Annotated in this window: 12 protein-coding genes; 9 read left to right on the forward strand and 3 right to left on the reverse strand. The window is 71.9% G+C overall.

The genetic code is table 11. The annotated features are described in order from the left end of the window. Positions 1–86: 86 nt before the first annotated feature. From DEJ50_RS11580 to DEJ50_RS11605, 6 genes are all read left to right on the forward strand, one after another. The gene (locus DEJ50_RS11580) at positions 87–1,703 is read left to right on the forward strand and encodes a carboxyl transferase domain-containing protein (protein ID WP_150207612.1); all 1,617 of its coding nucleotides are present in this window, start codon (positions 87–89) and stop codon (positions 1,701–1,703) included. 11 nt (positions 1,704–1,714) lie between these two features. Beyond that, on the forward strand, positions 1,715–3,736 hold the full coding sequence (locus DEJ50_RS11585) for an acetyl/propionyl/methylcrotonyl-CoA carboxylase subunit alpha (protein ID WP_150207614.1): 2,022 nt from the start codon (positions 1,715–1,717) through the stop codon (positions 3,734–3,736). Then, positions 3,733–4,674 carry a hydroxymethylglutaryl-CoA lyase gene (locus tag DEJ50_RS11590; protein ID WP_150207616.1) on the forward strand — a complete coding sequence of 314 codons (942 nt, stop codon included), beginning with the start codon at positions 3,733–3,735 and terminating at the stop codon, positions 4,672–4,674. Before DEJ50_RS11585 ends, DEJ50_RS11590 begins: the two co-directional genes overlap by 4 nt. A gap of 8 nt (positions 4,675–4,682) precedes the next feature. Beyond that, entirely contained in the window at positions 4,683–5,843 is a 1,161-nt protein-coding gene (locus DEJ50_RS11595; protein WP_150207618.1) for an acyl-CoA dehydrogenase family protein, read from the forward strand. A gap of 117 nt (positions 5,844–5,960) precedes the next feature. Next, entirely contained in the window at positions 5,961–6,974 is a 1,014-nt protein-coding gene (locus DEJ50_RS11600; RefSeq protein WP_150207620.1) for an ABC transporter substrate-binding protein, read from the forward strand. An 88-nt stretch (positions 6,975–7,062) separates the two neighbouring features. Continuing rightward, positions 7,063–7,953: a siderophore-interacting protein gene (locus tag DEJ50_RS11605; RefSeq protein WP_150207622.1), complete on the forward strand. Its 891-nt coding sequence runs from the start codon at positions 7,063–7,065 to the stop codon at positions 7,951–7,953. A 242-nt stretch (positions 7,954–8,195) separates the two neighbouring features. On the opposite strand, the gene DEJ50_RS11610 is transcribed toward DEJ50_RS11605, so the two are convergent. Continuing rightward, a complete protein-coding gene (locus DEJ50_RS11610; protein ID WP_150207623.1) occupies positions 8,196–9,779 on the reverse strand; it encodes a beta-N-acetylhexosaminidase in 1,584 nt (527 codons plus the stop codon). A 52-nt stretch (positions 9,780–9,831) separates the two neighbouring features. Between DEJ50_RS11610 and DEJ50_RS11615 the strand changes: the two genes are divergently transcribed. From DEJ50_RS11615 to glmS, 3 genes are all read left to right on the forward strand, one after another. Next, a complete protein-coding gene (locus DEJ50_RS11615) occupies positions 9,832–10,716 on the forward strand; it encodes a DUF4429 domain-containing protein (RefSeq protein ID WP_150207625.1) in 885 nt (294 codons plus the stop codon). 86 nt (positions 10,717–10,802) lie between these two features. Further along, positions 10,803–11,078 (forward strand): hypothetical protein, encoded by a 276-nt coding sequence (locus tag DEJ50_RS11620; RefSeq protein WP_150212064.1) that lies wholly within the window; start codon positions 10,803–10,805, stop codon positions 11,076–11,078. A 49-nt stretch (positions 11,079–11,127) separates the two neighbouring features. Beyond that, complete coding sequence (gene glmS / locus DEJ50_RS11625; protein ID WP_150207627.1) at positions 11,128–12,945, forward strand: glutamine--fructose-6-phosphate transaminase (isomerizing); 1,818 nt, start codon at positions 11,128–11,130, stop codon at positions 12,943–12,945. 93 nt (positions 12,946–13,038) lie between these two features. Here glmS and DEJ50_RS11630 read toward each other — a convergent pair whose 3' ends face one another. Continuing rightward, positions 13,039–13,605 (reverse strand): GPR1/FUN34/YaaH family transporter, encoded by a 567-nt coding sequence (locus tag DEJ50_RS11630; protein ID WP_150207629.1) that lies wholly within the window; start codon positions 13,603–13,605, stop codon positions 13,039–13,041. A gap of 109 nt (positions 13,606–13,714) precedes the next feature. Further along, the gene (locus DEJ50_RS11635; protein WP_150207631.1) at positions 13,715–14,248 is read right to left on the reverse strand and encodes a universal stress protein; all 534 of its coding nucleotides are present in this window, start codon (positions 14,246–14,248) and stop codon (positions 13,715–13,717) included. Between the last annotated feature and the right edge of the window lie 158 nt (positions 14,249–14,406).

The raw sequence follows: 14,406 nt of genomic DNA on the forward strand, positions 1-14,406 counted from the left end.
CATTCTAGACAGGGGCCGTTAGCGCTCGTTAACCTATGCGGGTCATGCGTTAACGCTCATTAACCGAGGGCAAGGGAGCTCACGGGATGCAGCAGGCACCAGTGCTTCACAGCGCCGCCGATCCGGCGTCCGAAGCCTGGCGGACCAATGAGGCCGCCCACCGCGCACTCGCGGAGGGCCTCCGGACCCGCCTGGAGACCGCCCGCCTCGGCGGCGGCGAGAAGGCCCGCGCCCGGCACACCGCCCGCGGGAAGCTCCTCCCCCGGGACCGGGTGGACACCCTCCTGGACCCGGGCTCCCCGTTCCTGGAGCTGGCCCCGCTGGCCGCCGAGGGGATGTACGGCGGCGCGGCCCCCGCCGCCGGGGTGATCGCGGGCATCGGCCGGGTCAGCGGCCGGGAGTGCGTGGTCGTCGCCAACGACGCCACCGTCAAGGGCGGCACGTACTACCCGATGACCGTCAAGAAGCACCTGCGGGCCCAGGAGGTGGCGCTGGAGAACCGTCTCCCCTGCGTCTACCTGGTCGACTCCGGCGGCGCCTTCCTGCCCATGCAGGACGAGGTGTTCCCGGACCGCGAGCACTTCGGACGGATCTTCTACAACCAGGCCCGGATGTCCGGTGCCGGCATCCCGCAGATCGCCGCCGTGCTGGGCTCCTGCACGGCCGGCGGGGCGTACGTCCCCGCGATGAGCGACGAGGCGGTCATCGTGCGCGGCCAGGGCACGATCTTCCTGGGTGGCCCGCCGCTGGTGAAGGCCGCCACCGGCGAGGTGGTCACCGCCGAGGAGCTGGGCGGCGGCGAGGTCCACTCCCGGACCTCCGGCGTGACCGACCACCTCGCCGAGGACGACGCGCACGCCCTGCGGATCGTCCGGAACATCGTGGCCACCCTGCCCGAGCGCGGTCCGCTGCCCTGGCCGGTCGAGCCGGCCGAGGAGCCGAAGGTGGACCCGTACGGGCTGTACGGCGCGGTGCCGGTGGACTCCCGCACCCCGTACGACGCCCGTGAGGTCATCGCCCGGATCGTGGACGGCTCGCGCTTCCAGGAGTTCAAGGCCGAGTTCGGCACCACACTGGTCACCGGCTTCGCCCGGATCCACGGCCACCCGGTGGGGATCGTCGCCAACAACGGCATCCTGTTCTCCGAGTCCGCCCAGAAGGGCGCCCACTTCATCGAGCTGTGCGACCAGCGCGGCATCCCGCTGCTGTTCCTCCAGAACATCTCGGGCTTCATGGTCGGCCGCGACTACGAGGCCGGCGGCATCGCCAAGCACGGCGCCAAGATGGTGACGGCCGTGGCCTGCACCCGGGTGCCCAAGCTGACCGTGGTCGTCGGCGGCAGCTACGGCGCCGGCAACTACTCGATGTGCGGCCGGGCCTACTCCCCCCGGTTCCTGTGGATGTGGCCCAACGCCAAGATCTCCGTGATGGGCGGCGAGCAGGCCGCCTCCGTGCTGGCCACGGTCAAGCGGGACCAGATCGAGGGCGCGGGCCAGGAGTGGCCGGCCGAGGACGAGGACGCCTTCAAGGCGCCGATCCGCGCCCAGTACGAGGAGCAGGGCAACGCGTACTACGCCACCGCCCGGCTCTGGGACGACGGGGTCATCGACCCGCTGGAGACCCGGCAGGTGCTGGGTCTGGCCCTGACCGCGTGTGCCAACGCCCCGCTGGGCGAGCCCGGCTTCGGCATCTTCCGAATGTGAGGACTTCTTCCATGTTCAGCACGGTCCTTGTGGCGAACCGGGGCGAGATCGCGGTCCGCGTCATCCGCACCCTGCGGGAGCTGGGCGTGCGTTCGGTGGCCGTCTTCAGCGACGCGGATGCCGATGCGCGGCACGTACGGGAGGCCGACACGGCCGTCCGGATCGGCCCGGCGGCAGCCGCGGAAAGCTACCTGTCGGTGGCGAAGCTGATCGACGCGGCCCGGCGGACGGGCGCGGAGGCGGTCCACCCCGGCTACGGCTTCCTGGCCGAGAACGCGGCCTTCGCAGAGGCCTGCGCGGAAGCCGGGCTGGCCTTCATCGGCCCGCCCGCGTCGGCGATCTCCCTGATGGGAGACAAGATCCGGGCCAAGGAGACGGTGAAGGCGGCCGGCGTGCCGGTGGTGCCCGGCTCCTCCGGCAGCGGCCTCTCCGACGCCGAACTGACCGCGGCGGCGCGCGAGATCGGCATGCCGGTGCTGCTCAAGCCCTCGGCGGGCGGCGGCGGCAAGGGCATGCGGCTGGTCCGCGACGAGGCGGTGCTGGGCGAGGAGATCGCCGCGGCCCGCCGCGAGGCCCGGTCCTCCTTCGGTGACGACACCCTGCTGGTGGAGCGGTGGATCGACCGGCCCCGGCACATCGAGATCCAGGTCCTGGCGGACGGCCACGGGAACGTGGTCCACCTCGGCGAGCGCGAGTGCTCCCTCCAGCGCCGCCACCAGAAGATCATCGAGGAGGCGCCGTCCGTCCTGCTGGACGAGAAGACCCGGGCGGCGATGGGCGAGGCCGCGGTGAACGCGGCGCGCTCCTGCGGGTACGTGGGCGCCGGTACGGTCGAGTTCATCGTGCCCGGCGGGGACCCGTCGGCGTACTACTTCATGGAGATGAACACCCGGCTCCAGGTCGAGCACCCGGTGACCGAGCTGATCACCGGCCTGGACCTGGTCGAGCAGCAGCTGCGGGTCGCGGCCGGCCAGGCGCTGTCCTTCGGCCAGGACGAGGTCCGGCTGACCGGGCACGCGATCGAGGCGCGGGTCTGCGCGGAGGACCCGGCGCGCGGGTTCCTGCCCTCGGGCGGCACGGTGCTGGCGCTGACCGAGCCCTCGGGCGGCCGGGTCCGCACGGACTCCGGGCTGCTGGCCGGCGTACCGGTGGGCAGCACGTACGACCCGATGCTGTCGAAGGTGATCGCGTACGGGCCGGACCGGACCGCCGCGCTGCGGACGCTGCGGGCCGCGCTGGCGGACACGGTGATCCTGGGCGTCCAGACCAACGCGGGCTTCCTGCGGCGGCTGCTGGCCCACCCGGAGGTGGCGTCCGGCGACCTGGACACCGGCCTGGTGGAGCGCGAGCTGGCGGGGCTGCTGCCGGAGGGCGTACCGGCGGAGGTGTACGCCACGGCCGCGCTGCTGGCGGCCACGCCCGGACCCGCCACGCCCGGACCCGCGGCCGGCTGGGCGGACCCCTTCGGGGCGGCCGACGGCTGGCGCCTGGGCGGTACCCCCGCCTGGACGGTGCACCACTTCCGGCTTCCGGGCCAGGATCCGGTGGAGGTCCGCACCCGGATGGCCGGCTCCGGTCACGAGGTGCTCCTCCCGGGGGCGGGCGCCGCGGCGCCCGCCCGGATCGTCCTGCTCGGGAGCGACCGGGTCACCGTCGAACTCGACGGGGTCACCCACTCCCTCAGCCACGCACCCTCCGCGGAGGGGACCTGGCTCGGCCGGGACGGCGACAGCTGGCACGTCCAGCGGCACGACCCCGTCGCGGAGAAGCTGACCGGCGGCGGCCGGGCCGGCGCCGACACCCTCGCCGCCCCCATGCCCGGCACCGTCACCGTGGTGAAGGTGGCGGTCGGCGACACTGTGGCCGCCGGCCAGAGCCTGCTGGTCGTCGAGGCGATGAAGATGGAGCACGTCATCTCCGCCCCGCACGCCGGCACCGTCACCGAGCTCGATGTGAGCCCCGGCAGCACCGTCGCCATGGACCAGGTGCTCGCCGTCGTCACCCCGGACCCGGACGAGGAGGAGACCCGATGACCGTACCCGGACTGCCCATGACCGTGCCGGACCCCGGCCTCCCCGCCCGGGTGCGGATCCACGAGGTCGGCGCCCGCGACGGGCTGCAGAACGAGCAGGCGGCCGTACCGACCGAGGTGAAGGCCGAGTTCATCCACCGGCTGGCCGCGGCCGGGCTGACCACCATCGAGGCCACCAGCTTCGTACACCCCAAGTGGGTCCCGCAGCTGGCCGACGCCGAGGAGCTGTTCCCCAGGCTCTCGGACCTCGACGGGGTCGCCCTGCCCGTGCTGGTGCCCAACGAGCGCGGGCTGGACCGGGCCCTGGAACTCGGCGCCCGCCGGATCGCCGTCTTCGGATCCGCCACCGAGACCTTCGCCGCCCGCAACCTCAACCGCACCGTCGCCGAGTCCCTCGCGATGTTCGAGCCGGTCGTGGCCCGGGCCAAGGACCGGAAGGTTCACGTCCGCGGCTATCTCTCCATGTGCTTCGGCGACCCCTGGGAGGGCCCGGTCCCGGTCCACCAGGTGGTGCGGGTGGCCAAGGCCCTGCTCGACCTCGGCTGTGACGAGCTGAGCCTGGGCGACACCATCGGGGTCGCCACCCCCGGGCACGTCCAGGAGCTGCTCAGCAGCCTCAACGAGGAAGGCGTCGGCACCGACCGGATCGGTGTGCACTTCCACGACACCTACGGACAGGCCCTGTCCAACACCCTCGCCGCGCTCCAGCACGGCGTGACCACCGTCGACGCCTCCGCCGGAGGCCTCGGCGGCTGCCCGTACGCCAAGAGCGCCACCGGCAACCTCGCCACCGAAGACCTGGTGTGGATGCTCGAAGGCCTCGGCATCGACACCGGTGTCGATCTGGCCGCCCTCACCGCCACGAGCGTGTGGATGGCCGAACGGCTGGGCCGGCCCAGCCCCTCCCGTACCGTCCGCGCCCTCTCCCACAAGGAGTGACCCCAGCCATGTCCCTCGACCACCGGCTCACCCCCGAGCACGAGGAACTCCGCCGCACCGTGGAGGAGTTCGCCCACGACGTCGTCGCGCCGAAGATCGGCGACTTCTACGAGCGGCACGAGTTCCCGTACGAGATCGTCCGCGAGATGGGCCGCATGGGCCTGTTCGGGCTGCCCTTCCCCGAGGAGTACGGCGGCATGGGCGGTGACTACCTCGCCCTCGGCATCGCCCTGGAGGAGCTCGCCCGCGTCGACTCCTCGGTCGCCATCACCCTGGAGGCCGGGGTCTCGCTCGGCGCGATGCCGATCTACCGGTTCGGCAGCGAGGAGCAGAAGCGGGAGTGGCTGCCGAAGATGTGCTCCGGCGAGATGCTGGGCGCGTTCGGCCTGACCGAGCCCGGCGCGGGCAGCGACGCCGGCGGCACCCGCACCACGGCGGTCCGGGACGGCGACGAGTGGGTGATCAACGGCTCCAAGTGCTTCATCACCAACTCCGGTACGGACATCACCGGCCTGGTCACGGTCACCGCGGTGACCGGCCGCACCGAGGACGGCCGGCCGCTGATCTCCTCGATCATCGTCCCGTCCGGGACGCCCGGGTTCACGGTGGCGGCCCCCTACTCCAAGGTCGGCTGGAACGCCTCGGACACCCGCGAGCTGTCCTTCGACGGCGTCCGCGTGCCGGTGGCCAACCTGGTGGGTCAGGAGGGCCGCGGCTACGCCCAGTTCCTGCGGATCCTCGACGAGGGCCGGATCGCGATCGCGGCCCTGGCCACCGGTCTGGCCCAGGGCTGTGTGGACGAGTCGGTGAAGTACGCCAAGGAGCGCAGCGCGTTCGGGAAGCCGATCGGCGAGAACCAGGCCATCCAGTTCAAGCTGGCGGACATGGAGATGCGGGCGCACATGGCCCGGATCGGCTGGCGGGACGCGGCCTCCCGGCTGGTGGCCGGGGAGCCGTTCAAGAAGGAGGCGGCGATCGCGAAGCTGTACTCCTCGACGGTGGCCGTGGACAACGCGCGCGAGGCCACCCAGATCCACGGCGGGTACGGGTTCATGAACGAGTACCCGGTGGCCCGGATGTGGCGGGACTCCAAGATCCTGGAGATCGGCGAGGGGACCAGCGAGGTGCAGCGCATGCTGATCGCCCGCGAACTGGGCTTCGCCGGCTGAGCCGGCACCCCGCTCCCCCACCCATCCATGGTGAGGTTAGGCTAACCTCACCATGGATGGCGGCCGGCGGTCGCCCCGGCACCCGCGCACCCGCGCATCGCACGAAAGCAGACAGCCATGCCCAAGTCCCGAGCCGCTCTCCTCACCCGCCGCGGGGTCCTGACCGCCGGCAGCGCCCTCTGCCTCGGCGCCGTCCTGGTCGGGTGCGGCTCGGGAAGCGCCGACGACAAGGGCGGGGCCTGGTCCTTCAAGGACGACCGCGGCCAGACCGCGAGCACCAAGGGCACCCCGAAGAACGTGGTGGCCTTCGTCGGCACCGCCGCCGCGCTCCACGACTTCGGCGTCGAGGTCAAGGGCGTGTTCGGCCCGACCAAGACCGCCGACGGCAAGGCCGACATCCAGGCCGGCTCGCTCGACGTCAACAAGGTCGAGATCCTCGGCAACGCCTTCGGCAAGTTCAACATCGAGAAGTACGCGGCCCTCAAGCCCGATCTGCTCGTCTCCAACGTGTGGGAGAAGGACACCCTCTGGTACGTCCCCGAGGAGTCCAAGGACAAGATCGGCAAGCTGGCACCGAGCGTCGGCCTCTTCTCCGGCCCCGACACCACCATGCCCAAGGCCATCGCCCGGAACGCCGAGCTCGCCGAGGCGCTGGGCGCCGACCTGAAGTCCAAGAAGACCACCGAGGCCAAGGCCCGCTTCGAGAAGGCCTCCGAGCGGCTGCGCCAGGTCGCCAGGGCCAACCCGGGCATCAAGGTGCTGATCGGCTCCGGCGACCCCGACCACTTCTACGTCTCGGTGCCGGACAAGGCCGCGGACACCAAGTACTACAAGGAGCTCGGCGTCGAGTTCGTCGAGCCCCAGAACCCCGACGCGGCCGGCTTCTTCGAGCCGCTGTCCTGGGAGAACGCCGGCAAGTACCAGGCCGACCTGATCATCCTGGACAACCGCACCGGCACGCTCCAGGACAAGGACCTGCGCGCGGGCAAGCCCACCTGGGCGGGCCTGCCGGCGGTCAAGGCCAACCAGGTCGCCCCGCGGTTCGCCGAGCCGATCTTCTCCTACGACGCCTGCGCCAAGCTCCTCGAGGACCTGGCCGCCACCCTGGAGAAGGCCAAGAAGACCAGCTGACGCCGGCCTCGGCGCCGGCCCCCGAGACCGGCGCCGGCGCACCCGTGCGCACCCGTACGACCGCAGCACTCCCGGGGGGATCCACCGCATGACCGAGGACGGGGCAGCCGCCGCCCACTTCCGCTTCTTCGCGCTCGAGGTGCTGCGCACCCGCCGCCTGGGCCGCTCCTTCCTGCGGGTCACCTTCGGCGGCGACGCCCTCGCCGGCTTCCGCTCCGGCGGACACGACCAGAGCCTGTCGCTGTTCCTCCCGCCCCCGCACCGGGAGCACACCGAACTCCCGTCCACCGACGAGCAGACCTGGTTCGCGGCCTGGCGGGGCATGCCGGACGAGGAGCGGCCGGCGATGCGCTCGTACACGGTGCGCGAGCAGCGGCGCACCGCCGAGGGCGTGGACGAGCTCGACATCGACTTCGTCCTGCACGGGGACTCCTCCCCCGCCTCGCACTGGGCGGGACGCGCCGTGACGGGCCGCCGGATCCTCGCCATCGGCCCCGCCGTCGCCGAGAACAAGTCGGTCCGCTTCCGGCCGCCGGCCGGTACGGACGCGTTCTGGATCTACGCCGACGAGACGGCGCTGCCGGCCGCCGCGGCCATCCTTCAGACGCTGCCGGCAGACCTCCCGGTCACGGCCTTCCTCGAAGTGCCGCACGCCGACGACCGGCTCGACCTCACCGCCCCGGCGGAGGCCCGCATCACCTGGATCGTCCGGGAGGGCGCCGGCCCCGAGCGCACCGAGCAGGTGCTCGGGATGGTGCGCCCGGCCGCGTTCCCCGAGGCGAAGGCCCCGTACGCGTGGATCGCGGGCGAGTCGGGCACCGTACGGGCGGTCCGCCGGCACCTGGTGCAGGAACGATCCCTCGACCGGCGCGCGGTCCGCTTCACCGGCTACTGGCGGCTGGGCGCCAGCGAGGAGCAGCTGCTGGCGGAGGCCTACGCCGGCCAGGCTCCGAGCGAGGAGCCCGAAGCGGCCCTGTAGGGGGTGTCCGGTGGATCAGGGCCGGAAGGCCCGGGTCGTCTGGTGCCGTGGATTGCAAGGCGGAGGAGGGAGTCGACGCGGAGCGTCGGCGACCGACGACAACGCGGCAAGCCGCGGTGCCAGGCGGGCCGGGCCCGGCCCTGATCCACCGGACACCCCCTAAGGCCCCCTGGTTGTCCGGGCGCGCGTCGATACGGTCCCTCGACGCGCGCCCGGCTTTTTTGTGCGCGGGCCGTGCGGGCCTACGGCCAGGGGACGTCGGGGGCGCGGAAGTAGCCGATGTCCTGGGCGGTCAGCCGCGGGCCGTGCGAGGCCAGGCGCTGGGAGTACGCGGCCCAGTCCAGCTTGGCGGCCGGGGACCAGCCCAGTTCCGCGATGCCCAGCACCCGCGGGAAGGCCATCAGCTCCAGGTCGGCCCGGGTGGCGATGGTTTCCGTCCAGAGCGGGGCCTCCACCCCCAGCACCGCGGACTCCGGGACCCCGGCGAGGTGGGTCCCCGGGTCCCAGGCGTAGGACCGCCGCACCGGGACATGGCCCGCCCAGGCCAGCCCCAGCGCGGTGTCCTTGTCGTACTTCATGTCCAGGTAGGCGCGGTCGGCCGGGGAGAGGATCAGCCGGTGGCCGGCCTTCGCAGCCGCCGCCACCCGGTCCCGCTCGGCCGCCGGGGTCTTGTCGTGGCCCCACCACTGGAGCACCGCGCCCGGCGCCGGCTCCGCCGCCGCCAGCTGATGCCAGGCCACCACCGTCTTGCCCTGGCCGGCCACCGCCTCCTGGGCCCGCTTCATGAAGGCCGCGTAGTCCGCCGCCGGGGTCGCATGGGCCTCGTCGCCGCCGATGTGCAGGTACCGGCCCGGGGTGAGGGCGGCGAGTTCCCGCAGCACGTCCTCGACGAACTCGTAGGTGACCTCCTTGGACACGCACAGGGAGCTGAAGCCGACCTTGATCCCGGTGTAGCGGTCCGGGGCCTTGCCGTCGCAGTTCAGCTCCGGGTAGGAGGCGAGGGCGGCGTTGGTGTGGCCGGGCATGTCGATCTCCGGGACCACCTCCACGTACCGCTCGGCCGCGTACTCCACCAGCTCGCGGTAGTCGTCCTTGGTCCAGTGGCCGCCGGGGCCGCCGCCGACCCCGCCCACCCCGCCGTACTCGGCGAGCCGCGGCCAGGAGTCGACGGCCAGCCGCCAGCCCTGGTCGTCGGTCAGGTGTACATGCAGCTTGTTGATCTTGTACTGGGCGAGCTGGTCGAGGTACCGCTTCACCTGCGGGACCGTGAAGTAGTGCCGGGCGATGTCGATCATCGCGCCGCGGTAGGCGAAGCGCGGCCGGTCGGCGACCGTGCCGCCTGGGACCTCCCCGGCTCCGGAGGCCGGCACCAGCTGGCGCAGCGTCTGCCCGGCGTAGAACAGCCCGGCCGGGGTGCGGGCGGTCAGGGTCACGGCGGCGGCGGTGGACTCCAGCCGGTAGCCCTCCTCCGCCAGCTCTGCCGCGGACTCGTCCAGCCGCAGCAGGATTCCGTCGCCCGCACCGCCGTCCACCACGGGCAGCGGCAGCCCGCTGGGGCCGCGCAGCTGTTCGGCGAGCCGCTCGCCGATCTGCCGCACCTCCTCGGAGCCGGTACCGGTACGGATCACCGTGCCCGGGACCAGGCGGTAGCCGGCGCCGCCGGGACGGACGGCGGCGGGGGCGGGCAGGATGCGTTCGTACGGCGGGGGCTCGGCATGGCGGAGCAGCTCCCCGGATTTTGCGTCGTCGGCACCGCTGGGCTCCGTACAGGAGACCGCCGCCGTGAGGATCAGCAGGACACCGAGTGCGCGCAGGACCCGTCTCATGAGCACAGGTATAGGCCAACTGCCTTGCTCCACACGATGGGAGAATCGCCGGATGGCGGAAATCATCCAAAAGGACGGCACGTGGATCTTCGACGGGGACACCGTGCGCATCGTGCCCGGCCGGGACAAGGGGACCGGACTGCTGCGGCAGACACTCGGCGAGGTGGCCGTGCCCCTGCGGGCCGTGGCGGGCATCTCCCACGAGCCCGGCCGCAAGGCGGGCCGGCTGCGGCTGCGGCTGCGTGACGGCGCGGACCCGCTGCTCCACCTGACGGCCGGGCGGCTGCCCGAGGCCTCCGATCCGTACCGGCTGACCGTGGAGGCCGACCGGACCGGGGTGGCCGAGTACTTCGTGGACGAGGTGCGCAACGCCCTGCTGCTGGACCAGGTCGACCCCGGCCCGGCGGACGGGTGGCTGCTGCCGGGGCCGGCCGTGCCGATCACGGTGGGGGCGGGCGACGGAACGGCCTCGTTCGACGGGACGCGGGTGTCCCTGGAGTGGAACTGGAAGACGGAGGACGCCAAGGCCTCCGGCGGGACCCGGTCCTTTGCGGTGGCGGACATCAGCGCGGTGGAGTGGTACCCCGCGGCAGGGCTGGAGAACGGCTGGCTCCGGTTCTCCGTGGCCGGGAGCGGGTCGAAGGCTCCGGAGCCCAAGTACGACCCGCACGCCGTGGAGCTCTTCGGCTTCAAGAAGGACCCGCTGATGGCGCTGGTCGGGGCCGCGGTGCTGGCCCGGATGCCGCATCCGTCGGCCCCGCGGGATGAGGCACCGCCGGCCGTGCCGGCCGTGCCGACCCCTCAGGCCGCGGATACCGCGGACGATCACGATGCACTGCTGCGGCGGCTGCGCGAGCTGGGCGAACTGCACCAGGCGGGGGTGCTCACCCCGGAGGAGTTCGCCGCGGCCAAGGCGGCGGTACTGCGCCGTTTCTAGACGCAGACAGGTCTGGACCATTAAGATCCTGCCCGAATTCGGGCAGGATCTTTGCGTTCCGAGGCATGAGACGTCAGTATCTACGGGTGCTCGACCGCCGCCCGTCGCATGACGATCTTGTCGACCACCTGGTGCGCAGCACCGCGCTCCAGCGCGGGGAGGCGGCCCGGGTGGTGCTCGACGTGCTGGCGTACTTCGACGAGACGACCGAGGAGTTCGTCCGCCGCCGCCACCGCGAGCTCCAGTCCGGCGGTGCGGTGAACGCGGAGATCTTCGACCGGATCGCGGCCGAACTGCCGCACCGCGCCGTGGCGCCCCCGGAGCTCTCGCTCCGGCAGCTGCGCCGGATCGTCTACGGCTGAGGCAGTCGGCCGAGCACACACACCGGAACTTCAGGAGGGGCACAACCACATGTGCGGAATCGTCGGTTACATCGGCAAGCGTGACGTGGCACCACTGCTGCTCGAGGGCCTCCAGCGGCTCGAGTACCGCGGCTACGACTCCGCGGGCATCGTCGTCAACAGCCCGAAGGCCGGCGCGCTCAAGATGGTCAAGGCCAAGGGCCGGGTCCGGGACCTGGAGGCGCGTGTCCCCAAGCGCTTCGCCGGCACCACCGGTATCGCCCACACCCGCTGGGCCACCCACGGCGCCCCGAGCGACATCAACTCGCACCCGCACCTGGACCCGGAGAACAAGGTCGCCGTCGTCCACAACGGCATCGTCGACAACGCCTCCGAGCTGCGCGCCAAGCTCGAAGCGGACGGCGTGGTCTTCGCCTCCGAGACCGACACCGAGGTGATCACCCACCTGATCGCCCGCTCCACGGCCGACTCCCTGGAGGAGAAGGTCCGCGAGGCGGTCAAGCTCATCGAGGGCACCTACGGCATCGCCGTCATGCACGCCGACTTCACCGACCGCATCGTGGTCGCCCGCAACGGCTCCCCGGTGATCCTCGGCATCGGCGAGAAGGAGATGCTCGTCGCCTCCGACGTCGCCGCGCTGATCGCCCACACCCGCCAGGTCGTCACCCTGAACGACGGCGAGATGGCCACCCTGAAGGCCGACGACTTCCGCACCTACACCACCAGCGGTACGAAGACCACCGCCACCCCGGAGACCGTGGAGTGGGAGGCCGCCTCCTACGACATGGGCGGCCACGACACCTACATGCACAAGGAGATCTCCGAGCAGCCCGACGCGGTCGACCGCGTGCTGCGCGGCCGGATCGACGACCGCTTCAACACCGTGCACCTGGGCGGCCTGAACCTGGACCCGCGCGAGGCGCGCGGCATCCGCCGGGTGAAGATCCTGGGCTGCGGCACCTCCTACCACGCGGGCCTGATCGGCGCCGGCCTGATCGAGGGCATGGCCCGGATCCCCGCCGACGCCGAGCCGGCCTCGGAGTTCCGCTACCGCAACCCGGTGGTGGACCCCGACACCCTGTACATCGCGGTCTCCCAGTCCGGTGAGACGTACGACGTGCTGGCCGCGGTGCAGGAGCTCAAGCGCAAGGGCGCGCGGGTGCTGGGCGTGGTCAACGTGGTCGGCTCCGCGATCGCCCGCGAGGCGGACGGCGGCGTGTACGTGCACGCCGGCCCGGAGGTCTGCGTGGTCTCCACCAAGTGCTTCACCAACACCGTGGTGGCCTTTGCGCTGCTGGCCGTCCACCTCGGCCGGATCCGGGACCTGTCGGTGACCGACGGCAAGCGGATCATCGAGGGCCTGCGGAAGCTGCCCGCGCAGATCCAGGAGATCCTGGCGCAGGAAGAGGACATCAAGAAGCTGGCGGCGGAGTACGCGGACGCCAAGTCGATGATGTTCATCGGCCGGGTCCGCGGCTACCCGGTGGCCCTGGAGGCCTCCCTCAAGCTGAAGGAGATCTCCTACATCCACGCCGAGGCGTACCCGGCCTCCGAGCTCAAGCACGGCCCGCTGGCGCTGATCGAGCCCTCGCTGCCGACGGTCGCGATCGTGCCGGACGACGACCTGCTGGAGAAGAACCGCGCGGCGCTGGAGGAGATCAAGGCCCGCAGCGGCCGGATCCTGGCGGTGGCCCACCGCGAGCAGGAGAAGGCCGACCACACCATCGTCGTCCCGAAGAACGAGGACGAGCTGGACCCGATCCTGATGGGCATCCCGCTCCAGCTCCTGGCGTACCACACGGCCCTGGCCCTGGGCCGGGACATCGACAAGCCGCGCAACCTGGCGAAGTCCGTCACCGTCGAGTAGCCCGCACCGGGCAGCGCCCCGGCGACGACAGCGGAACGGCCCCGTGCATCCCTGCACGGGGCCGTTCCCGTCCCGCCGGACGGGTACCGGGGTTCAGCTCGCGGCGACCGCGCCGCGGCGCGACCGGCCCAGAGCCATCGGCCAGTTGGCCAGCGCGGCGGTGGCGCCGTACCAGGCGAGCAGACCCGAGACCGCGGCCACCCAGCCGCCGGCCTTGGCCAGGCCACCGCTCTCCGCGAAGGCGCTGATGGCCAGCAGGAGCAGGGACAGGGTGAGCAGGGCGTACATGCCCTGGCCGAACAGGCCGCCCGAGGAGGCGACCGTGAGGCTCAGCGCGAGCAGCGCGAAGAGCACCAGAAACGTTCCGCCTGCTTCCGCGGAGACCTCGGCCCCGGCTCCCTTGGCCCAGGTGAACCAGAAGACGCCCAGGCCCGCGAACGCGGTGCCGTTGAATCCGTTGCCGCCGCGGTACTCGAGGAGCCCGAGGAGGAAGAGGGCGGCGCCGCCGACGTACATGGCGAGGAGGACGGAATCGGCCGCCGAGACACCGTCGATCACTCCGGTGTGGCCGATTCCGAATGCGAGAAGGGTGAGACCCAGGGCCAGGTGCCCCAGGGTCGAAGTCGTGGCCGTGCTTCCCGCAGAGACGTCATTGTCCACGGCGGGGCTCCCTTCGATCTGCAGTTTTGTGCTGCTACCCAGCGAGTTTTATGTACCCTTCACACCGGGTCACAACCGCACAATGCGCAGTCAAGCCGTCACGGAGCGATTACGGAATGACAACGACGGGCCGCTGGGCGCGCTTGGCCAGCCGGCCGGCCACCGAGCCGAAGATCCGCCCCACGATCCCGTGCGTGGAACCGACCACGATCGCGTCGGCCGAGTACTCGCGGCCGACCTCCTCCAGCTCGTGGCAGATGTCCCCGCCCCGCTCGACCAGGATCCACGGCACCTCGGCCAGATAGTCGGCACAGGCCAGTTCCAGCCCCAGCACCTCGGTGCGGTGGTCCGGCACGTCGACGAAGACCGGGGGCTCGCAGCCGGCCCACACGGTGGTGGGCAGCCGGTTGGCCACATGCACGATGATCAGACCGGATCCGGACCTGCGGGCCATCCCGATCGCATACGCGAGCGCCCGTTCACTGGAGGTGGAACCGTCGAAACCCACCACGACTCCGTGCCGGAAGGCCGGATCGCAGGGGTGGGGGCGGGTGTCCTCCGCGGCGCGCAGGTCGGCCGACGCGGCGTCGGAGACGCGCTTGCGCTTGCGGTCCGCGGGTTCGGGGAATTCGTGACCGGCCATGAATGTCTCGGCGTTTGGATCCTCGGGAATCAACGGGCGGATGGCGACGCAGGGTGACGGAGCTCTGTCCGGGAAGCATCTTCCCAGGCCCTTACCCACCAGGGTACGGCGACACTCCTGTCCTGGACAGGGCTTGCCGCCCTTGGAGAGCGTCCCAG

Source organism: Streptomyces venezuelae (genome assembly GCF_008642295.1).
Classification (GTDB): Bacteria; Actinomycetota; Actinomycetes; order Streptomycetales; family Streptomycetaceae; genus Streptomyces; species Streptomyces venezuelae_C.